Annotated in this window: 21 protein-coding genes and 1 pseudogene; 5 read left to right on the top strand and 17 right to left on the bottom strand. The window is 29.1% G+C overall.

Annotated features, from left to right (window positions below):
* Positions 1–1035: 1035 nt before the first annotated feature.
* The 9 genes from ACWW38_RS17295 to ACWW38_RS17255 form a co-directional block, all read right to left on the bottom strand.
* On the bottom strand, positions 1036–1569 hold the full coding sequence (locus tag ACWW38_RS17295; protein ID WP_456258769.1) for a GNAT family N-acetyltransferase: 534 nt from the start codon (positions 1567–1569) through the stop codon (positions 1036–1038).
* Positions 1570–1788: 219 nt separating this feature from the next.
* Positions 1789–2367: a hypothetical protein gene (locus ACWW38_RS17290; RefSeq protein WP_456258768.1), complete on the bottom strand. Its 579-nt coding sequence runs from the start codon at positions 2365–2367 to the stop codon at positions 1789–1791.
* Positions 2368–2716: 349 nt separating this feature from the next.
* Complete coding sequence (locus tag ACWW38_RS17285; RefSeq protein ID WP_456258767.1) at positions 2717–2869, bottom strand: hypothetical protein; 153 nt, start codon at positions 2867–2869, stop codon at positions 2717–2719.
* Between the two features lie 15 nt (positions 2870–2884).
* Positions 2885–3340, bottom strand: a complete 456-nt coding sequence (locus tag ACWW38_RS17280) for an HD domain-containing protein (RefSeq protein ID WP_456258766.1) — start codon at positions 3338–3340, stop codon at positions 2885–2887.
* Between the two features lie 1047 nt (positions 3341–4387).
* Complete coding sequence (locus tag ACWW38_RS17275) at positions 4388–5665, bottom strand: S8 family serine peptidase (RefSeq protein WP_456258765.1); 1278 nt, start codon at positions 5663–5665, stop codon at positions 4388–4390.
* A 127-nt stretch (positions 5666–5792) separates the two neighbouring features.
* Entirely contained in the window at positions 5793–6626 is an 834-nt protein-coding gene (locus ACWW38_RS17270; RefSeq protein ID WP_456258764.1) for a sugar phosphate isomerase/epimerase family protein, read from the bottom strand.
* Between the two features lie 33 nt (positions 6627–6659).
* Positions 6660–7646 carry an alpha/beta fold hydrolase gene (locus tag ACWW38_RS17265; RefSeq protein WP_456258763.1) on the bottom strand — a complete coding sequence of 329 codons (987 nt, stop codon included), beginning with the start codon at positions 7644–7646 and terminating at the stop codon, positions 6660–6662.
* Positions 7647–7836: 190 nt separating this feature from the next.
* On the bottom strand, positions 7837–8724 hold the full coding sequence (locus ACWW38_RS17260; protein WP_456258762.1) for a hypothetical protein: 888 nt from the start codon (positions 8722–8724) through the stop codon (positions 7837–7839).
* Positions 8725–8934: 210 nt separating this feature from the next.
* Positions 8935–9669 (bottom strand): hypothetical protein, encoded by a 735-nt coding sequence (locus ACWW38_RS17255; RefSeq protein WP_456258761.1) that lies wholly within the window; start codon positions 9667–9669, stop codon positions 8935–8937.
* A 289-nt stretch (positions 9670–9958) separates the two neighbouring features.
* Between ACWW38_RS17255 and ACWW38_RS17250 the strand changes: the two genes are divergently transcribed.
* The gene (locus tag ACWW38_RS17250) at positions 9959–11560 is read left to right on the top strand and encodes a recombinase family protein (protein ID WP_456258760.1); all 1602 of its coding nucleotides are present in this window, start codon (positions 9959–9961) and stop codon (positions 11558–11560) included.
* Between the two features lie 19 nt (positions 11561–11579).
* Here ACWW38_RS17250 and ACWW38_RS17245 read toward each other — a convergent pair.
* From ACWW38_RS17245 to ACWW38_RS17220, 6 genes and pseudogenes are all read right to left on the bottom strand, one after another.
* Positions 11580–11861, bottom strand: a pseudogene (locus ACWW38_RS17245) (FAD-dependent oxidoreductase); the annotation flags it as partial.
* On the bottom strand, positions 11858–12808 hold the full coding sequence (locus ACWW38_RS17240; protein ID WP_456258759.1) for a sulfide/dihydroorotate dehydrogenase-like FAD/NAD-binding protein: 951 nt from the start codon (positions 12806–12808) through the stop codon (positions 11858–11860). The pseudogene ACWW38_RS17245 and the gene ACWW38_RS17240, both read right to left, overlap by 4 nt.
* Before the next feature lie 11 nt (positions 12809–12819).
* Positions 12820–13563: an ion channel gene (locus ACWW38_RS17235; protein ID WP_456258758.1), complete on the bottom strand. Its 744-nt coding sequence runs from the start codon at positions 13561–13563 to the stop codon at positions 12820–12822.
* 180 nt (positions 13564–13743) lie between these two features.
* Entirely contained in the window at positions 13744–13938 is a 195-nt protein-coding gene (locus ACWW38_RS17230) for a hypothetical protein (protein ID WP_456258757.1), read from the bottom strand.
* Positions 13939–14023: 85 nt separating this feature from the next.
* Positions 14024–14299 carry a hypothetical protein gene (locus ACWW38_RS17225; protein WP_456258756.1) on the bottom strand — a complete coding sequence of 92 codons (276 nt, stop codon included), beginning with the start codon at positions 14297–14299 and terminating at the stop codon, positions 14024–14026.
* A 273-nt stretch (positions 14300–14572) separates the two neighbouring features.
* Entirely contained in the window at positions 14573–15868 is a 1296-nt protein-coding gene (locus ACWW38_RS17220; RefSeq protein ID WP_456258755.1) for a lactate racemase domain-containing protein, read from the bottom strand.
* 571 nt (positions 15869–16439) lie between these two features.
* Here ACWW38_RS17220 and ACWW38_RS17215 point away from each other — a divergent pair.
* Positions 16440–18053, top strand: a complete 1614-nt coding sequence (locus ACWW38_RS17215) for a recombinase family protein (RefSeq protein ID WP_456258754.1) — start codon at positions 16440–16442, stop codon at positions 18051–18053.
* A 280-nt stretch (positions 18054–18333) separates the two neighbouring features.
* Here ACWW38_RS17215 and ACWW38_RS17210 read toward each other — a convergent pair whose 3' ends face one another.
* The gene (locus tag ACWW38_RS17210; RefSeq protein ID WP_456258753.1) at positions 18334–18534 is read right to left on the bottom strand and encodes a hypothetical protein; all 201 of its coding nucleotides are present in this window, start codon (positions 18532–18534) and stop codon (positions 18334–18336) included.
* 150 nt (positions 18535–18684) lie between these two features.
* Between ACWW38_RS17210 and ACWW38_RS17205 the strand changes: the two genes are divergently transcribed.
* A complete protein-coding gene (locus ACWW38_RS17205; protein WP_456258752.1) occupies positions 18685–19227 on the top strand; it encodes a 2'-5' RNA ligase family protein in 543 nt (180 codons plus the stop codon).
* A gap of 73 nt (positions 19228–19300) precedes the next feature.
* Here the strand turns inward: ACWW38_RS17205 and ACWW38_RS17200 are convergent, their stop codons facing one another.
* The gene (locus ACWW38_RS17200; protein WP_456258751.1) at positions 19301–20413 is read right to left on the bottom strand and encodes a D-alanyl-D-alanine carboxypeptidase family protein; all 1113 of its coding nucleotides are present in this window, start codon (positions 20411–20413) and stop codon (positions 19301–19303) included.
* Positions 20414–20633: 220 nt separating this feature from the next.
* Here ACWW38_RS17200 and ACWW38_RS17195 point away from each other — a divergent pair, with 220 nt between their 5' ends.
* Positions 20634–21167 carry a DUF2953 domain-containing protein gene (locus tag ACWW38_RS17195; RefSeq protein ID WP_456258750.1) on the top strand — a complete coding sequence of 178 codons (534 nt, stop codon included), beginning with the start codon at positions 20634–20636 and terminating at the stop codon, positions 21165–21167.
* Entirely contained in the window at positions 21168–21599 is a 432-nt protein-coding gene (gene ytfJ / locus ACWW38_RS17190) for a GerW family sporulation protein (protein ID WP_456258749.1), read from the top strand.
* The last annotated feature ends 1 nt before the right edge of the window (position 21600 follow it).

The following is a 21600-nucleotide window of genomic DNA, read 5'->3' as shown; positions in this document are numbered from 1 at the left end:
TTTTCAAAATTACGTATAACGTTCAATATTTCCGACGTTCACCAGCCCTACAGCCATCATGAAAGCTTAGATAGCTCTTATCTTAGTTTTTGTTGTGACGACTCGGTTGGCTGTGAATGTACTTTGGCGCTACTTTAAGCAATAACCTACACATAGATTATAAACCACAATTTTACATAACATTATGTAAAAATAGTCCACCAGCCAAGGCTGACGGAAACATTTTGTTATGTGATATTTTAGCTTTTACTTACCATATGCACAGATTTATTTCCTTATGGATATTTAACTTTGTCTTTCGCACTATAAGAAGGTTGCAAATTAAATAAATATATACTATTTCATTCTAACTTTATGTTGAAATTGAATAATACAGCTTATAATACTTGCGAAAACAATTTCTATCATAAACAATATATGAAAACGATAGGTTGTAGCAAAGCGACTGAAAAGTTTATCTGGTATAACGAACGCTATTATTATGCAGATAGAAAAAATCCACATCCATACCGAGAAAATCAGGCTTCTATTAAATCTATTTCTACAGATTATAGTATTACTATTATCAGGATACAATTGCATATACTTTTCACAACTAACCTTAACATTATTGTAATTGACGAGAAAAACAATAATACTTAATATAACTAATATAATCCCAAACACGGCTGAACTTCTATGTCTAGTAGAAAATACCATTATAAAAGAAAGTATAATTCCTAGCACCGATATGCCTGTCGTAATTATATGTGCATTTTTAAACTTGAGTACCGCCTTATCTAGCAGATACTCGTATTGTTTTGATAATTATGTAATTGCTGGTTCTACGTTTTGGCTTTTCGACTTTTGCTCGTCTACAGTTACCCCAAGGATTTCAGCTAATACAGTTACTGCGCTTATTTCAGGATAATCCTCGCCTATTTCTCACTTTGAAACTGCCTTGTTCGTCACACCTAGTTTTTCTGCTATCTCCTGTTGATTTAGTGGTAATGATTTTCTCATATAAGAATATTACTACCAAATTTAATATATTTTTTAATCAATCAGTAACCCCATTAATGAAGAATCATAAAATTCGCCATTAATTAAAAAATCTCTTCTTACTATTCCTTCTTCTGAAAAACCAAGTTTCTTATATAAATGGATACCTCGTATATTATCAGTTCTAACTTTTAAATTAATTTTTCTAATTATTCCTGAACTTTTACTCCAACTAATTAAATATTTTATAAGTTCTTCACCAATACCATTTCCCCAATATTCTTTAAGGACACTTACTCCAAATTCACCAACGTGAGCAACTCTTTGTCTTATACCTCCAGAAAAGTTCAAATTTCCAACTACTTTTCCATTAATTTCTGCTATAATTAATAAAGCATTTTCATTTTTCAAGGCATTTCCAATAAAATCCTCTTCCTGTTCGACACTTATCCTGAACTGCCCTATTCCAAAAGTTAGAAAATCTGATTCTCCTCCAATCACATTAAGATAATCTATTAATGCTTTTGCATCGGACTTATTTGCTTTTCTAATTATTACTTTTTCATTCTTAACGTTCACTTCTTTCATTAAATCCATCTCCTCGTATTATCTTATTTAATTATATATTTTTTAAATATCACAAAACTTGAATTATGGCTTTTAGCGTATAAGGATAAAGCATATTAACTAAAGATTAAGACATATTTAACTTATTTTCCAATTACCTTTTTCTATCTAACAGCTCTCATTTCTACATCATCTTATCTAAGAGTGCCTATCTAATTCTATGATAAACAGGAAATAAAATTATTTAGCGATACTTCTAAATGGATAATATGTCCTTCCTGTTAGCTCAGAAGTGTAAAATAAATTCCATGCACTCCAATCACTTGTATCCATTCGTCCAGTTACCTTCGATACACCTTGACCTTTGTTCAGTTTGTCTATGGGGTATTGGTAAAGTTTGTCGTTATTGATGTCATAGGCATAGAAATACTCAAATCTTTGGTGGCCGTCCTTATAAACTTCCTTATAAATGTTAATAACATTCTTATCAATATTAAACCTAACTCTAGTAGACTCATTAGTCCCAGTATCATGATAAAACTGTGACCCTCCTGGTATAAGTGATCGAAGCATTTTTGAATTATCGAGATCATATACAAAAATACCCATATAATTATAGAAAATAAGTTGATGCTCGGACTCATATGCGATGAATGGTAACTCAGCCCCCAAATTAGTATCCTTAAAAACTTCTGGAGTTTCATAAGATACCTCAGTAACATTCTTTACTGAAACAGAAGGAGTACACATGCTAAACAAAATTAATCCACTAATGATAACTAAGAGCAGTAATATGATTTTACTCTTTCTGCCCTCCATGGCTCAAATCCCCCCTAAGTTAAATTTTTCCTCACATCCAACATACATGTTATCTTTTTACATGGAGTAAATATATAATCTTTTCACCACATGATTCTGCGATTACTACCTAACCTTTGTAAACGAAAGATTATTAAATGCGTAAATATAAATTACCTTAGCTTTAAAATTTTACATAACGTTTCGCATTTAAGACGTTTCTTTGGCTTCTTCGAAGGTTTGACCATAATTATCCAAAGCTAACTTGAATGGTTTGTTAGACGCTGTTTAAGCAACTACATTTAAGGAAAATCTTAAATTCCCTTTAACTTTATTACAACCTAGAATAAAATTGTTCATTAAAACTTTTTTAAAACCCAAAAGTAGTTTCTTTTACATTTGGTAAAATACTATAAATTGAAGTTCCTATTCTTTCCTCAAAATATATTTGTATTTCAAATGTTTCATTCCATTTTTCAAGTGTAAATTCATTAAATCCATATCTCATTACAACATCTAACATTCTTTTTTCTAATAATCAAAAGCCTGATGGCAGTGCTAAAGCATCACATAGTTGAATTAATTTATCATATGCTGAAAATTCAATATTATCTAAATACCCTTTAATAAAATTACGTTCCTGAATCGTACAATCTTTTTTACCACATATATCATCAACATTCTTACATAAATATGCATGTGTTATAGAAATTCTCGCCAATAAATCATATCCATTTTCACTGGCGAATTTATAACCATCTAAACTATGTCTTTCATTAGTCACACCATATCTTCTCCCAATATCATGCAACATTCCAAGTATTAATGCTACATTGGAATCTAATTCTTTATCTGCTTTTGCAATTAATTCTTCTGCCCTACCCACATTTAAAGAATGATCTATCCATACTCCTGGATTTAGCTTGCCAGCTTCTTTTAATAATGTCCTTGCTTCTTCTAAAGTCGGTAAACCTTCTTCCAAATGATATTCCATACTTACATCCCCTTTAATTGAACTAATTTCAGAATATTTTACTATTGTGACTTAATGAAATAATTAATAAAGTTTGAGTTATCACTCTATTTATACAAAATTACATATAACGTTCCCCATTCAAGTCGTGCTTCAGCGCTATAGGTGGCTTATCTGTTGAATTAGATAGCTCTTACCTTCAATAGACAGGCCACCGACTCGGTTAGCTGAGGCATGTGCTTTGGTTTCCTTGAAGGCTTGACCCTTAATATACAAAGCAAACTTGAATGCATTGTCATACGTAGTCCGTTAGCACTGTATTTGAAATCTCTACTGTCCAAAATTATTTATGTAAGTTATTTTTATGTTTAACGCTTCTGCTATGTATAAATAATATAATTATTAAAATGTCAAATTTTCTTTATTAGCAAGATGATTCAAAAATTATAAACTGCCTAAACAGTAACCATATAACCATTGAAAATCATAATGAATAATCCAATGTAGCTTATTATAATTAAACTAGAAGCTACTAAATGGTGTTTCCACGCCTGATTATTTTCCACCTTAAGTATAATACAAAAAAATAGATGTATTATTAGCGCTACCCAAGCAATCATAAACCAAAAGAAAGAAATTGAATAAAGATCTAATGCTACACGCTCGTTAGCATTTGTCCACGGAAGATAGTAAAACACCAACGCTAAAATTGAGAATATCCCTGCTATATAATACTTAACTTTCAATTTTTAATCAGTCCTTTCCCTGCAATAAAAATAGTTGCATAACATTTGAATTTTGATATTCTCTTTAGTCTTGTATTCAATATTACAAATGAGCATTGAAACAAGTATGAATTCAAAATATTTAAAATAATTATTTTAGATTAACGCTCAATTTAAAATTGTAAATTAAGTTTGCTATATAGAGTTGTTTGCCTAATACTTAACTAATCTTTTTTAACAATATATGATTATAGAAAGAAATATTTTTATACTCATCTATGTCAGAAACCTTCATTAATGGTGCATGATATGAAAAATACGAAATAAAGGGTACTTCTATAATCTATTTCTTATAACTTTTCATTTTATCTATTAATCTTTTAGGATTAACTATCTTCTCCATAACAATTTGTTTATTATATTTATTAACTGTTATGCTATCTCCTGTTTCAAGAGCAGTTTTCCAAAACAAATCTGGAGTAGTTTTGGGATACACTTGACAAGTTAAAGCATATAAGCCTGCTATATATGGTGAACACATGCTCCATCCATTTATTCTTCCAAATATATAATCCTCATTGCTATAAAGACTTGCAAAGCTTCTAGAATCCATTGGAACATATAAAACATTTTTTATTTCCCTTTCTAGCTTAAATTTTTTTAGAGTTCTTTCTTTAAAAAATTTATATATATCTTCTTCATTAAAATAATAATCATTATACATTACATTTGGTTCATAAGAATATATGCTATCTGGATCACTCATAGGGTCTCTTCCAAGCCCATCAAAGAAGTATCCATACTCCCCCACAAGCATAGAGGAAACTACAAATATTCCTTCTTGTTTAGCTCTACTAATAGCTTCCTTTATTTCCTCATAACCTTTTTGTCCTTGAATCCACCCAGCTGAAATTGATATAACTCTAATCTTACTTTCTTTAGGTAACTTTTTGTTTATTTCTAAAATTCTATCAATAGACTTTGCAAAGGAATTTAAATTAATTGTTCCATCATTATCAGTGTTTTTTGTAGCAATGAAAAATAAGTCTGCTTCTGGTGCTACCCCTACAGATTTGCCTACTGCAAGAGACGCCACCAAAGGTCCATGATAATAAGCATTCGAACTAACTAAGTCAATTTCTTCGTAAACTTTAAGATTATCCTTATATTCAATATGATCCACTAGCAAAGGTGCATCAATGATAGCAATTCCTATACCTTTTCCAGTGACTCCTTCACCATGCAACTCTCTTATGTTAAGACCTGGATTTTTACCATTTTTCATTATTATCTGTGGATTAAAGTTTTCTGGTAACTCACTTGGCCACTTTGTACTCATATTAAATTGAGAATACATTAAGTCATCAGCTCTGTTTTTAAGAGGTAATTCACTTAAATCTTTACCTCTTAAATCTATTTCTTCTCCTTTTGTAGAGTCTTTATCAAAATGTGGTAGTTCACTTAATTTTTCTATATTTAAATTATATAGTTCTGGATGTCTTGTAATACTTATCATCTCACTATTTTTAGCGGTTATAACTTCCTTGGTTAAGTCCTTATTATTACATCCTGCTAAAATTGTAAGCATAATCAGAATTAGATATGCAGCAAATCTTTTCATGTTTTGTACATCTCTCCTCAATTTTTGGGCATAATTTATACTATTTCGTGCTTACATTAGTGCATTGTTAGCAGCTGTCCACATTAATTAAAACTCTTTTTGTTTACTATTTGAACATTGTTAGTTTTTAAATTTGATTAATAGCTTCCTTCAAGTAATTTAAACATTTATTTACTTCAATAAAATTAACTGTACCATCTTTTATAAGTGATTTACTTTCAAGAGATAATGAACCTTCAAACTTTACTCTTTTTAACTCATTGAATAAAAGTGTAAAATCTATTTCACCCTTTCCTGGTAAAAGATAATTCTTTAATGAATCCAATGAATAAGCTTTTCCTTTATAATCATGAATATGTATATGCGTAATATATTCTTTTTCCCATAACCAATCTATCTCAAAGGTTTTCCATAACAAATCATGATATGATATCATTCTTAGATCCAATACCACTTTTGTTTGTGGGTATATCTCTATAAGCCTTTTTAAATTGGTAATTGGATCAGACTTTCTACATGGTAATGTCTCGACGGCTAGGCATATTCCATATTTATCAGCAATATTTAAACATTTCTCAAATGAGACGATATTATTTTCAAATCTATCATCCGAAGTCGGTAGTCCCCATAGATGAAGAACCATTAAATTTGCATTAAGCTGTTTTGCTACCTCACAATTCAACTCTAATATTTCCATTCCTTTTCTATAGTTTATAGAGCTTAATTCAGTAATAAGTGAACCTATATCTTTATCAGCATGAATAATTGGGAACTTCAACCTACTTTCAGATAACTTTTGAGTTACAGTTTCAATTTCACTATACCAATTAGGGTACATAACCAATTCAAGTCCATCAGCTGATAGCTTTTTCCCATCACGTAATATTATTTTATAATCAGCTAGATATGGATACTCAGTAATTACCCCAGTTGAGCAAAACACTCTATTTTTATCCTTCATAAACAATATCCCCCGTTGAACGGAAATTTTTTGTTAGTGGACGTTTCTACTTTGTTCTTTTACTAATTCTTGAATTTTTTCAATGACTATATCGGGCCTATCCCAATGAATATAGTGTCCAGCTCCGCTTATGGTTTCTTGTCTGCTATAATTTGACCAAGATTTCAAATCCTTTTGGGTTTCATTCCACTTATCATCACCTTTACTTGACAGAATAACTAATGGCATATTCCCGAGCTTTTCATTATCTATTACTTTGTTTGCATTTTCATTTATATTTCTAATTTCATTTCTATTGGTTTTGTTTCCTAAATTTCTATAAAACATCATTTTATCAATTTCATCTAGTTCATCAGGTAGCATTTTATACCTTTTACTTTCACCAGACATAGGTGTCAGTATTCCTAAACTTCCTAGTGCACGGGTTAAACCACATTCTCTTACACCTTCTAACAAATAGCTTAACAGTAAGGCTCCAGACTCATGATAATTAGCATAATATATTGGATTCCCTCCATCTATTAGAATAACTCCAGATACTTCTTCCGGAAACAATTGAGCATAGCGCATTACTTCCAGAGAAGATAGTGAATGTCCTACCAAAATATACGGTGGTTTTTCACCAGACTTATCTAATAGTTTATGTAAATCATTTACCTGCTCATCCACAGTTCTTGGTGTAGATGTAGGTTCACTAAAGCCATACCCAGCTCTATCGTATGTAACTGTTCTTACAGATTTGCTTAATTCTTTCTGAATATAATAGTAATCTGTATAAGCACATGGAGTACCTGATCCAACAGTAAAAACTACTGTTAACGCACCATTTCCTTCTCCATAAATGTGCATCTTGTGATTATTAACTTCAACAAGTTTTCCTGGGTAGTTGAGCTCCTTTTCCTCATAATAAATCATAATATGTTGCCAAATAGCGCCTATAAATAAAAGTGCTAAGAATATTGTTAAGAATTTAAAGAACCTCTTCTTAAATAATTTTCTGAAAACTAATAGCAATTGCATTCAATGTCCTCCAATTATTTTAATGAACTATCATCAAGGTCCACTAACGTTTCGCATTCAAGACGTTCTTGAATCGGACCCCAGAGGAATACTTCTATGGCGTGCTTGCACCGATGAAGGAATGTGCTTTGGCTTCTTCAGAGGCTTGACCCTTACAGCCAAAGTGAACTTGAGTCGATAGCAAGCCAAATTAAGTCGCTTCATTTACCATTTCAACTAACTGTTTACTTGATAATCCTGAATAATTAACAAATATCTTTTGTATTGTCTTTAAAAGAGTACTATACTCTTTTTGAATTTTTTTCTTAGGTACACCTATATCAATTTTATGTTGAATTTTATTTGAAGAATAAGCTACTAAATCAGCAAGTGAGCTATATAATAATGCTTTCTTTGAAAAAAAGTTGGGGTGTTTACAAATAGAAATATACCTATTAGGGAATCTTCTACTCATTTGGTTTATACCAGAGTATAATTTCAAAAAAAGCTTCTCAGCAATATCTTTATACTTACTAGGGTTATTAATATCATATTCTTGCTCTACACAAATATGGAATAAGTCTTCATCTTTAAAAGCAGGTATAATTCGCTCAAAGTTGTTCCAGAACAATGCAAAATATAACTCATCATTTGTTATATCTTCTTGCTCTAAATCACATAATATACCATCTTTATCCTTAGATATTGAGAGACACGTCAATGGCACCTTTGATACAATTTCAATATATTTTTCAATGAATTCGTTTCTTCGAGACCCCAAAACATTATTTTTACCAAAAATATCTGTAAAATGAATATTAATAATATTATACTCATAAATTAAATTTCCTAATTCTTTCTCCAGTAAGTTTAGAAAATCCTCTTCCAAAAATGGAAATAATATTAGACTTACACAGAAATGGTTTTTAAACTCTGATTCATCAGAAATTATAGTTATTAAGTTTCCTCCAGATTTTTTGACTGGATTTATATAGTCATTAGCGTAATATCCTGTAACTTTTTGCAAACTTAATGATAAAAGGCTTAGGTCATTTACCAAGTCATCATTATTTTTTAATCTATAATATTTATAATCCATTAATATCTCCCCCTAGTAATTATTAAAGTGTACTTACTGCTGTCGACTAACGTTTCGCACTCAAGACGTTCCTCAACGTTACAGGAATTTAGAAAAGCTTACATAGCTCTTATGTTAGCTTTTCTAAATTTCGGCTCGGTTAGCTGAGGCATGTGCTTTGGCTATCTTTTCAAGCCAAAGCGAACTTGAGTGTTTTGTTATGCGAAGGGATTAATTATCTATATCCAACCACAATGAGCCGAATCTATAAGCGTTATAAGGGTTGATATCATTTTGCTCTAAATATATACAAATATTATTAATAGCTTCATTTACGAGATTTGTATAGAAGCTAAAAGGATAATAAAGCTCAAATGTTTTATTATTTATCTCAAGTTTTTGTGTAACTAAGTTACGTTCAACATGACTACATGATGTATAATATGGTGAACTTTCTTCAAATAATCCCCACCCATATCCACGTCCCCTCATTTCGTGCACTAGGCTATTTCTCTGATTCCACAAAAGACTAGTATGGGTGAAATGATTAAGTGTAGTCCTATTTAACCCTCTGTAATCAGAAGGCCATAGTGCTTCTATTTGAGTAATTTCTGGATCATATTCAATTGATATAGGTTCATCTGTGGGCCACGTATCAAGAATTTTACTAACATATTCTCTTAGCTCTGTAAGCCTAGAAGAGTGGTCTTCTGACAGATAAAATAATAGCTGTGGTAAACTTACGCGTTTACCATTATTCCAACTACAAAATTCATTTACGAAATCAATAAATCTTTCTCTGTTTTTTGTCTTATCGCTTACACACTTAGACATTAAGTCCAACAAGCTGAATAATAATGTTATCTTATGATTTGTATTATTATACCCACTATTAGATTGTAATTCTTCAATTGAAACTTCTAAATCTTTTAGCGTTCTAACATATAATTCAATTTCTACACTCATTTTATCCTCCTTTGCACTTTCGCATAACTAACACCTTTAAGAATAGTTCTGTTTATCCTCTATATTGAGTTATAGCAGAATATTCCCATAATACTAACTCTAGTTGTACTTCTCATATCTAGAGTAAAAAACTAATTTTTAAACACACACCTTAATCACCATTTTAATGTTAATTTTCTGAATAATCAACAAATTTTAACAAAATACTTTTTTACATTATAAAAAATTCATTTCATATTGGACAAAGGTAGTGCAATATACTTTACTAGTGGAAGTGAGGTGAATTATTGTGAAAGCTGCTATATACTCTAGAAAAAGTAAATTTACTGGTAAAGGAGAGTCAGTAGAAAATCAAGTACAATTATGCAAAGAATACTTAAAAAGTCTAAATATTAAAGACTTTATTATATATGAAGATGAAGGCTTTTCAGGCAGCAATACAGATAGACCTGAATTTCAGAAAATGCTTAAAGATGCTAAAAACAAAAGGTTCAATGTTCTGATTTGCTACAGATTGGACCGTATAAGTAGAAATATAGCAGACTTCTCTAACCTTATAGAAGAGTTACAAAACTATAATATAGGCTTTATTTCTATTAGAGAACAGTTTGACACTTCTACTCCAATGGGTAGAGCTATGATGTATATTGCATCTGTATTTGCTCAGCTTGAAAGGGAAACTATTGCAGAAAGAATTAGAGATAATATGCTTGAACTTGCTAAGTCTGGCCGATGGCTTGGCGGACAAACTCCTTTAGGCTTTGAAAGTAAGCCTATTCTCTATATGAATAAAGACTATAAGCAGAGGAAAATGTATCAATTATATCCTGTAAAAGAAGAGTTAAAAGTAGTTAATTTAATTTATGATAAATATTTAGAGACTAACTCCCTTTCAAGAACACTGAAATTTTTGCTTTCTAATAATATAAAAGGTAAAAAAGGTGGAGATTTTGGAGTCACATCTCTAAGTAACATTCTTAGAAATCCAGTATACGTTAAATCTGATATGGAAGTTTTTGATTACTTGGAAAATAAGGGCATGAACACCTGCGGCACTCCTAATGGTAATGGTATACTTGTGTATAACAAAAAAAATTCTAAGTATAAATCAAAAGATATAAGTGAATGGCATGCTGCTGCAGCTAATCACAATGGAATTATTGATTCAAAAAAATGGTTAGAGGTTCAGGCAATTATGTATAAAAATGAAAAGCAAACCAATCCGCGTTCAGGTACTTCTAAAAATGCACTCCTCAGTGGTTTACTAAAATGTGACATATGCGGAAGTTCCATGCGTGTTTCTTATGGAAGACTAAGTAAAAATACTAAAAAAAGAACTTACTACTATACTTGCTCTATGAAATGCAACTCTGGAAAAACTCGTTGTAATAATCCTAATATAAAGGGATATGACATAGAAAAATGCGTAGTTGAAGAAATTAGAAATCTTAATAAAGACCATTTAATAAGAGAGATGGAAACCTATAAATTAGAAATTGTTAAAGGCTTAGTACCAGATGATTTTAATAATCTAGAGAATGAAATACAGCTTAAAACCAGACAAATGGATAATCTTTTAAATAAGTTATCTGAAATAGAAAATTCAACAACTTCAGAATATATAATATCAAAAGTTAATAAATTAGGTGAAGAAATAGAAGAATTGAAATTAAAATTCAAGTCTTTAAAGAGCACTGAGCTCCTAACATCTGAAGATGATTTAAATATAGATATTTTCTTAGAAGCTTTAAAAAAATTTAGTACCGCCTTTTATCTTATTAACGATATAGACAAAAAAAAGTTAGTACTTGAAACCCTTATTGATTCTGTCTATTGGAACGGGAATGATGGTAAAATCACTATTAGGCTCTGGGGAGCTAAAGGAAATTAGCTCCTTTTTACTGCTTTTATAAATGTCGCAATTCATTACACCATGCATGTTCATGTCCTGGGAAGTTTATGTTTTTATGCCTGCTATTTTCATCTGTCAAATTTATTAAATCTCCTGCTCCAAGTGCTATTAATTCTTCACTGGCAGTATATCTTCCGTTATTTCTCATTATACCTCCAACATTTCCAAGCCCTAATAGCATATCTGTTTTTTCATATATAGTTACATCAGCACCTGCTTTTCTGGCGCTTATAGCTGCGGCGCATCCAGCCCAACCTCCACCGATAACTATAACTTTCATATAAGTCTCCTCCCTTCAAAAATGTATTTAGGGTCTACTTGTAATTTGCATAGTCTTTTTACAATATGCCCTTTAAATCTAGCTGTACACGCTCCACAAACTCCTTCTCCGCAGCACATTTTAGCATTATTGCAACAAGAATAATTGTACTCATCCCCTAAGTACTCTATAATTTTATATATCAAAATATCTGCTCCTGCACAATGAATTAAATTAGGTTTCTTCTCCTTAACTAACTTTTTCAATATATCCTTTACTTCCTCAGTCAATTCTCCTGAATTAAAAGTACAACTTTCTATAATATCTATATCATATTTTTCTAAATAATCTTTGATGAAGTTCTCTTTGTAACTAGCTTTATCTAAAATAAGTGTTATCTTGTTTCCATTTGCATATAACTTTTTTAATACAGGAAGCATTGGTGCAAGTCCAATTGATCTTGCTACTATAATACAGTTGCCCTTTTCAGCTTTAAAAACATTTCTCAATCCTAAAACTCCATTCCAATAAGGGCCTCTTAGCACTATGCTGTCATCTACTTTTAGCTCATCAATTCTCTTAGTTTTAACTCCTTTTATTTCTATAGCAAAAGTTACTGTGCCATCCTCAGAATCAATATTCATAATTGAAATAGGAGCATCAAAATATTCTTTACATAAAGGATTTCTTAGAAATACATAACTACCTGGATGTACTAATGATTGCAATAAATCATAAGGTAATTTTACTGAAATTATAATTAGTTCATCTTCAACCTTCTTCTTACAAACTATTTTGCATAAGTAAGACTTTCTATCTTCCTTTGCTTTATTTCCATTCCATATATATTCCTGATATATACAAGTCCCCTTCCAATTTATACAATCACAAAAGGTCTTATTACAAAGTTCTGAACATAAAATACAGTCCCCAGTTTCAGCCAGATGGCAAGGACATGGTTTATACACCAAAGTGCCATTTATAATTTGCTATTTCTCGAATTCCATAATAATATTGAAAGTAGAATAGGTATTGATATTATACCTAGCAGGTAGGATGTTATCATTTCAAGCACAACAATTCCACATAAAAATAATCCTTTGGGAATCATATCTCCATAGCCTACAGTAAAAAAAGTTACTGCACTAAAATATATACACTCTCCTAATTTTTTTCTATGACCGCTATCCAGAAAGTTTCCTTTTAAATCTAAAGCCATAGTAGATGGTAAATTATTTATTATGTAGTATATAAAGGCATATGAAATTATTATTATAAGCACCACCACTAAAATATTAATAGTAAATAAAACAAATCTGTTGATATATATACATTGCTGCCGTCTATTATTTGCATTTTTAAACTTACTAATATCTTTCCATATAAAATACATATTGTATAACATGAAAATGAGTAATACAGAAATGAACAGTATGCTAAAAACTATAGGAATTCTCAGATAAAGTGTTTGATTGTTACTTAAATTTATAGCCAAGTACAATTCTGAAAGAATTGCCACAGTTCCGAACATTAAAAATATAAGATTTATTAATATTTTTTCTACTATATTGGCTTGTCTATGCAATATTATACCTATTAACATTATTAAAACAATAAATATGATTGATATTAATATAAAATATAGCATTCTATTTTTCATTAATATGACATTTAATAATTTCATTAAAATAAGGTTGTTCATAATATTCATTAGCAAATCCATAGCATCACGTCTCCCCTGTAATTAAACAAGTATTTATAAGATAAATATATATTTAACCTATACTATTTATGATTAATAGCTTTTACCATGAAATATATCTTCAAATATAATATTTAGCAAAAAAATTAAACCTCATAAAATATGAGGCTTTTTAATATTTCTAATATAAACTTAAACAATTTACATTATAGCTGAAAGTATATTGTCTCTTTTAAAATTTCTAATGCTTTTCCTTAAATAACAGTAGGCTTGTATATTATCACCTTGTATCTTTATTACTTTAATTCTTCTTTGAATTATTTTATTATCCTTAAGGTATCTTATAGATATTATTCTTTGATCTTCTAAGGAATGCTTAAGAACATAATCTCGCATTGCTTCAACTCCTAACACATATCTATATATTAATATTATACTAAATTATAGACAGCAACGCAAACATATGTTCTTATTTAATTAATTATTGCTTAAGTTTTTCTAATTTGCTTTTTAGTTCATTAGCTTCACCCGATTTTTTTATTAACTTGTCAATTTCTTCTTGGCACTTTTCTTTTGCCTCACTATCATCTAAGGAATCATTACTAATATCTTTAAGTATAGCTATCTTCTCTAATTGAATTTTGCAAAAATTATATTTCTGCTGACAGTCTGCTATTATCTTATCTTGTTCTTTTATTAGTTCTTCAATTGCTCTTTGTTTTAATTCATCTTTTTCTATTTCTTTAAGTACATTCATAATTTTCTCCTTTTTATTGGGTTCTGTTTTAAATGAATGTTAATTTTTACATTTATTTAAAACTTCCCATTAGTAAGTTGCGGCTGTTTTAATATTGATTAGGCTTATTTTTTGTACTTATAGTTTTAATATACTTATTTAATTACTTTAAAATATACCCTTTTGAGTTAAATATAAAAGCAAAGCACTAGTAATTTATTAATATAGATTACTAGTGCTAATTATTATTTATATATTTACTATTAAAAATATTTTTAATATATTTAGAATAATTTATTTAACTACTTTAGGGAATGTATTTGCAGCATGAGTCATTACGTAAGTTTTTAAATTTTTACCTTTTTTTGCGTAAGTCATTTCTAAAGCTTCTTCTATAGTTTTAACTACAGTTATATTTGCTTTTTCTACTAGTTTAGGATCTAATTCTGATACAAAAATAACATCATATTTTTGTGCAGTTTCACAGAATATATAGCCTATATCTTTTGAAATACTATACTCTCTTCTTAGTTCTTTTTCTCTATCTAATAAAGTATCAAAGTTAAGCAAAATCTTTCTAACGTCTTCATTATCTCCAAGACCTTCAGAACATTGGCTAGCAATAATTATTGTTCCACCTTCTTTTACTGCTTCTCTTGTATTTAAAATAGTTTTTATAGTCTGATAGAAGTTTATATCTTTAGGATATCCACCTGCTGTTCCAATAACTAAATCAGCTTTTTCTTTTATATCTACTCCATCTATACTCTCTACTATTCTGCATCCTTCAAGATGTGCTTCTATATAGTTTCCAGCTACAGCTCCTATTATACGTCCATCATGTCCTCCTGTTATTGTGTTAAACAAGAATGTAGGTCTTACAAAGGCTGCAGCTTGAAGCATATCTTCATGAACTGGATTACCATTTAGTTTTCCTGCACCTGCCTCAGTATTTTTACCCTCACCTAATTTATCACTTAATGAAAGTGCATGGTTTTTCATAATAGTTTCATATGAAGATATTCCTGGAAGTATTGCCTTTCTTCCGCCTCCCCAGCCAGCTAAGAAGTGGTAAACAATTCCACCTGTCAGTACTACATGGTCACATTCTAATGCATGTTTATTTATAGATATTGGTGTTCCATGGCTTGTTTCTCCAAGATACACTAAGTTATCTTTATCATGACAACTATGATCTACTACTTTAAATCTTTTCATTAAATCTTTTCCTATAAGTTTTTCATGTTCTTCTTCAGTTTGATATCTATGTGAACCTGCAGCTGAAAGAATGATTATATCCTCATCTTTTACTCCACCTTCATTTAACTCTTCTATAATTCTGCCTAGAAATCTATCTGTTCTTTGCCATGCTCTTGTTATGTCTGAAATTACTACACAAACGGTTTCTCCTGCATGCACAAGTTCCTTAAGTCTTGGGCTAGCTATAGGATTGTGAAGAGCTTCTAATACAATTTCATCCTCTGTCTTTTCTATTTTTATTGGATTTCCTTCTAATATTCCAAGCAAATTATCTTCATCTACTGGTACGCTAATTACGCTACTTCCATATTTCATTTCAACGTTTTCCATGTTAAATTCCTCCTTAATTAAAGTCATATTAGATGATTATAAAATTTAAAACTAGCCAAAACTCAAGTATTTACAATTCCCATTGAAAACGATTATATTTATCTAGGTAAAACATGTAAAGAAATGATAATGCCTAGTCTAGTTTTTACTCATTTCTTAAATACATATTACCATAGTATGTCTGTAAATTCTACATTTTTTATTGTTATATCATATTTTTTAACTTATTTTATCAAATATTTTTATAATTTTATATTGTTTTTATAAAAATTTTTGCATTTTTTGCACTTTATATGACAAACAATATTCAAAAAAAGTAAAGCACTAGCTAACCGCATACTGTCGATTGCTAGTGCTAAGCATTATTAATAAGAATTTGAATTTTGTCTCCCTATTATATTATGCTAAATAAATTGAAAGGTTCCTAAATAAACTTTTTATTATTTTTTATTTTATATTAGTATGGCATAAATTATATTTTATTATCATTAAATTTATTTTGCTTATTAATAAACTTTAAAAAGCTAAAGTCATAAAATAATATAATAGTAATTAAAATTAGGAGTATTTTATGAAGGCAGCTATTTATAGTAGAAAATCTAAATTTACTGGCAAAGGAGAATCTATTGGCAACCAAATACAATTATGTAGAGAATATGGCCATAAACTAAATATTAATGAATATGAAATATATGAAGATGAAGGATTTTCTGGAGGGAATACTGATAGACCTGAATTTAAACGTTTGATAAAGGACGCTCAATCTAAAAAGTTTAATGTACTAATATGTTATAGATTGGATCGAATCAGTAGAAACATTGCAGATTTCTCCAACTTAATTAATGAACTACAAGGACTTGAAATTGATTTTATATCAATTAGAGAGCAGTTTGATACTTCTACTCCTATGGGAAGAGCTATGATGTATATAGCTTCAGTTTTTGCTCAACTTGAAAGAGAAACTATAGCTGAGAGAATACGAGATAATATGCTTGAACTTGCTAAAACAGGGAGATGGCTTGGCGGGCAAACTCCCCTTGGATTTGAAAGCAGAGCCATTACCTTTCTAGATTCTGAATTAAAAGAAAGGTCCATGTATAGGCTTTTTCCAGTTTCAAAAGAACTGATCACGGTAAAAATTATATATGAAAAGTATTTAGAATTTCAATCAATAAATAAGGTGTATAAATTTTTGTTTACTAATAATATAAAAACCAAATTAGGAGCTGACTGGAATAAAAAAAAGGTTCAGCTTATTTTAAGAAATCCTATTTATGTTAAATCAAATGATGAAGTTTTGAACTACTTAAATGGTTTAGGAATGAATGTAGCAGGTATTGCTAACGGTAATGGAATTCTTACCTATAACAAAAGCAAAGGAATAAAAATTAAAAGAGACATATCTGAATGGATTGCTGCAGTATCCCAGCACAAGGGTATAATTGATTCTAAAGATTGGTTAAAAGTTCAAAGTATACTTGATAAAAATAAAGTTAAAGCCCCAAGGATAGGTACATCATCTTCAGCTATTTTAACAGGTTTGTTAAGATGTTCTAATTGTAAATCAAATATGATAATAAAATACGGACATATTAGTAAGGTCAGTGGTAAAAGATACCGATATTACGCTTGTAGCAATAAGGATAATTCATATAGCACTAAGTGTACTAATAATAATGTTAGAATTGATGAATTAGAGAGTGCCGTAATCCATAGTATAAAAATTTTTAATACTGATCTCTTTATTAATTATTTATTAGAGGAACTTGAGTCCTATAACCTTAAACGTTCAAAAGAAACATCCTATTTTCAAAGTAACTCTATAGAAATTGATATTTCTTCTAAAGAAAAGTCTATGCAAAGCCTAGTTAAAGCTCTATCAGAAACAGATAACTCTTCCTTAAAACAATACATTATGTCTGAAATGGAAAATCTTAATATAGAAATAGAAAAACTTAAAAGCAAACTATCTTATATTAATAATTTAAAAGTAAAAACGTATAAAAATTCAATAGATTTAAATAAAATTTTAGATAATCTAAATAATTTTAGCTTTATAATAAATCTTATTGAAGATATTGATTGTAAAAAACTATTCATAAAATCATTAATTAGTAAAGTATACTGGGATGGAAAAAATAAAAGTGTATCTATAGAACTTTACAAAGATGATAAAATTGGTTAAGTTATCTAAACCATAAGACAATTTAGCATTTTAGTGTTTCAAGGACAATATTCCGTTCCTGCATCTATACAATCAATAATCTCATATTTCATTCTCATGCCCCCCTTGATCACTCTAATATTAAAATATTTTATAGGCATACCTTTTGTTACACCGTTAACAATAAAATCTCATCTATAATCTTATAGATGAGATTTTAATTGATATATTTTTATTTTTATACCACTTTACCTATATATGTTTCTAATTAAAATACTCTAATCTTTCAGTTATTAATTAACTATAGAAGTACTTCCATAGATCTAAGTTCATCAACAGCTATTTCTTTATCTAGAATATTTATAGTTTTAACTGATACCTTTTTTGAACTCATTAAATATTTAATAAGTTTTAAGTAGTTTATGCTCCCGATTACTTTCTTTGTATCCTCTTCACTTAGCACCTCTTTTTTGCCATTCTTAAAATTTAGTGCTAATCTCATCATAATACCTCCATTAAACTTGTTACAATATAATATATATTCTTCTATATGTAAAAAATACATTGTTCTACGCACTTCAATTAAATATTACTAAAAATAGCTAATTCATGATATAATAAACCTATTATTATTGGAAATAAGGTGAGAGTATTGTTATACTATTTAGTGGGATTACTTGATAAAATCTCTTATAACCAAATTGAAAAGATTCAAAGGAACTTATCTGAAAAATATCACTTATATACTGATTTACCAATGCTTCATGTTACTTTAGAAATTATAGAAAAACCTAGTAACCTAGCAAACTTGGTTACTATTATAGATAGTGTTTTACAAGATTACAATAAATTTTCTATTACAATTAATGGGGCAATTTGTTTTGATCCGCCTTTTAAATCAGTTAATTTAAAAGTAGAAGATAAAGGTACTTTAATAGATTTAGTATATAAATTAAATTCTAAACTAAAAGCTAATGGATTTAAGGTAAGAGATAATATTGAGAACTGGGATTTTCACATTTCTCTTGCTAATACTAATTTTTCGCTACGCCAATGGTCCGATGAAGAGTTCCAAGAGGCTTGTCTATTAATATCTAAAAATTATTTTTGCAAGGAAGCTATAATAACCAATATTCAGCTTTGGGAACCTATAAATGATAGAGATAAAATGGTAGTAAAAAACTTTATACTATAGTTAAAAAGAAGCCTTAAAGCTTCTTTTTAACTTCTGTTTTTCTAGAATCTTATTTATCAATTAATACCATATCTTAGGATCTAATCTTCTTTATTATATCTTTTATGTTTTTATATTTACCCTGTGATATTTCCTCTTTATTGTTTAAAGGTTTACTAACAACTAAGTTATTATTTTTATAAATGCATACTTTTCCTAAATTACTTCCCTTAACAAGTTTTGAAGGAACTATTTTAGGTTTAACTACCTTTACCTCGTATGTTTCATCATTACCAACAGGTATAATAACATCTTCATTACAAACTAAGTTCACTTTTTTATTCTTTCCATAATAGATAGTGTCTATAGTTTCATCTTTAGATACTACTTTTTTAAAATTGTAATTTTTCTTTACATGATCATATATTTTTTTAGTCTCATTCCATCTATTGCTACAATTTAAAACTACAACAATTATGTCGTCTTCTCCATTTTCTACAGAAGTAACTAAACATTTTCCGGCTCCACCTGTGTATCCTGTTTTTACACCGTTAGCGTTTGGAATCTGGTACAAAATCTTGTTAATATTATGATAACTTTTAGTAAAACCATATTCCTTAGCATCTACGTCTTTTACACTTACTATTTTGTTAAATAGCTCATTCTCCTTTGCTTTTGCAGTAATAATGGCTAAATCATAAGCTGTTGAATAATGATTTTGACTATCTAGGCCATGTGGCGACTCAAAATGAGAATTTAATGCCCCTATTTGAACTGTATATTCATTCATTAATTTTAAAAACTCATCTACACTCCCACACATACCTTCAGCTATTGCTATAGCTGCATCATTACCTGATCTTAGCATAAGTCCATATAATAATTCTCTAAGAGATACAATTTCACCTTTTTTATACCCAGCTTGTGAACCATGTATATTCGCTGCTCTATCTGAAATTTCAACCTTCCTATCTAAATCACCATATTTTAATGCAACTAGAGTAGTAACTATTTTAGTTGTACTTGCAATTGGAATTAACATATCAGAATTCTTTTCATATAAAACGCATTTTGATTTACTATCTATTGCTATAGCACTTCTAGCATCTACATATATGTTTTTAGGCTGAGCATTAGCTTTAAATGAAAGTATATTTTGCATTAAGAATATAACTAAACATATTGAAATAATATGCTTTTTTTTCATATTTACTTGGACACCTACCTTTCATATTTATTGTTTTCAAAATTAATTTTAATAATCAAGAAATGTTTTCCGTTTAAACTAAAATCTCTTTTCCATATTGTACAAAACCAACAATATCTTAAAATATAGCCTAATTTTTTATATTTATTTAATTATGCATTATATTTACACAATTTTATGGAAATACTACTAAATAATAAGTATTGTGGAGGAGTTCTACATGATTTGGTTACTAATTATCCTAGTAATATTTCTTATTCCACTGCCTTTATCTATAACCTTTATATACGAAAATAATAAATTATCTGTTTTTATATATAAATTTAAGGTTTATCCAACTAAAAATGTAAGAAAGACAATAAAGAAACCTAGAAGAGGTACTCTTTACCCTAAAATGCTTTACTTTAAAATTTTACAGTATATATATCAAAAATCAGGTCATTTTTTATTTAAATCTTCATTAGATTTTAAACTGCATATAAACTATGGATTAGATGATGCATATTATACTGCTATTTTATATGGACTCATTGAAGGCATTACTAATAGTACATATTATCTATTTTCAAAGATATTTAAAATTAAAAATTTTGATATTAATATTAATCCTGAGTTTAACAAATCTATATTTCAACTTAAAGTTAAAAGTATAATTTTTATAAATTTAGCTAAAATTATCTATATGAGCTCACTAATATATATATCATTCAAAAAAGGCTCTAAACAGTACCTAAGACCTAAGGAGGTAATTTAATTGGAAACACACCCTATAGAAAGTTTAATGAAAAGCACCTTAGAAAATTTAAAGGCAATGATAGACGTTAATACAGTAATTGGTGATCCCATAAAATCACACGACGGAACTTTAATAATACCAATTTCAAAAGTGTCTCTAGGTTTTGCTTCTGGTGGAAGTGAATTTTCTCAGACAAACTCCAGAGATGAAGATAGCAAATATCCTTTTGGTGGTGGTTCAGGTTCTGGAGTATCAGTTAAACCAGTAGCTTTTTTAGTCATACAAGATAGCTCAATTAGACTAATACCTGTGGATCAGCAGAACATAAATATATTTGATAGGCTTTTAGATCAGATACCCAATATAATTAATCTTTTTAAAAAATCTTCTTCTGATGAAAATAATTCTGATAAATACAAATATGAAAAAAGAGAAACTGAAGAGGAATAGT

The sequence above is a fragment of the Clostridium sp. JNZ J1-5 genome (assembly GCF_053901425.1).
This window is presented reverse-complemented; position numbering and strand designations above follow the sequence as displayed.

What these genes read in the sequence shown, in the direction of transcription:
- ACWW38_RS17260 (WP_456258762.1), bottom strand. Translation starts at nt 8,724, where the DNA reads ATGGATTATAAATATTATAGATTAAAAAATAATGATGACTTGGTAAAT.
- ACWW38_RS17220 (WP_456258755.1), bottom strand. Translation starts at nt 15,868, where the DNA reads ATGGAAAACGTTGAAATGAAATATGGAAGTAGCGTAATTAGCGTACCA.
- ACWW38_RS17295 (WP_456258769.1), bottom strand. Translation starts at nt 1,569, where the DNA reads ATGAAAGAAGTGAACGTTAAGAATGAAAAAGTAATAATTAGAAAAGCA.
- ACWW38_RS17280 (WP_456258766.1), bottom strand. Translation starts at nt 3,340, where the DNA reads ATGGAATATCATTTGGAAGAAGGTTTACCGACTTTAGAAGAAGCAAGG.
- ACWW38_RS17230 (WP_456258757.1), bottom strand. Translation starts at nt 13,938, where the DNA reads ATGCGAGATTATGTTCTTAAGCATTCCTTAGAAGATCAAAGAATAATA.
- ACWW38_RS17235 (WP_456258758.1), bottom strand. Translation starts at nt 13,563, where the DNA reads ATGGATTTGCTAATGAATATTATGAACAACCTTATTTTAATGAAATTA.
- ACWW38_RS17225 (WP_456258756.1), bottom strand. Translation starts at nt 14,299, where the DNA reads ATGAATGTACTTAAAGAAATAGAAAAAGATGAATTAAAACAAAGAGCA.
- ACWW38_RS17210 (WP_456258753.1), bottom strand. Translation starts at nt 18,534, where the DNA reads ATGAGATTAGCACTAAATTTTAAGAATGGCAAAAAAGAGGTGCTAAGT.
- ACWW38_RS17285 (WP_456258767.1), bottom strand. Translation starts at nt 2,869, where the DNA reads ATGTTAGATGTTGTAATGAGATATGGATTTAATGAATTTACACTTGAA.
- ACWW38_RS17290 (WP_456258768.1), bottom strand. Translation starts at nt 2,367, where the DNA reads ATGGAGGGCAGAAAGAGTAAAATCATATTACTGCTCTTAGTTATCATT.
- ACWW38_RS17270 (WP_456258764.1), bottom strand. Translation starts at nt 6,626, where the DNA reads ATGAAGGATAAAAATAGAGTGTTTTGCTCAACTGGGGTAATTACTGAG.
- ACWW38_RS17200 (WP_456258751.1), bottom strand. Translation starts at nt 20,413, where the DNA reads ATGAAAAAAAAGCATATTATTTCAATATGTTTAGTTATATTCTTAATG.
- ACWW38_RS17275 (WP_456258765.1), bottom strand. Translation starts at nt 5,665, where the DNA reads ATGAAAAGATTTGCTGCATATCTAATTCTGATTATGCTTACAATTTTA.
- ACWW38_RS17255 (WP_456258761.1), bottom strand. Translation starts at nt 9,669, where the DNA reads ATGAGTGTAGAAATTGAATTATATGTTAGAACGCTAAAAGATTTAGAA.
- ACWW38_RS17215 (WP_456258754.1), top strand. Translation starts at nt 16,440, where the DNA reads ATGAAGGCAGCTATTTATAGTAGAAAATCTAAATTTACTGGCAAAGGA.
- ACWW38_RS17265 (WP_456258763.1), bottom strand. Translation starts at nt 7,646, where the DNA reads ATGCAATTGCTATTAGTTTTCAGAAAATTATTTAAGAAGAGGTTCTTT.
- ACWW38_RS17195 (WP_456258750.1), top strand. Translation starts at nt 20,634, where the DNA reads ATGATTTGGTTACTAATTATCCTAGTAATATTTCTTATTCCACTGCCT.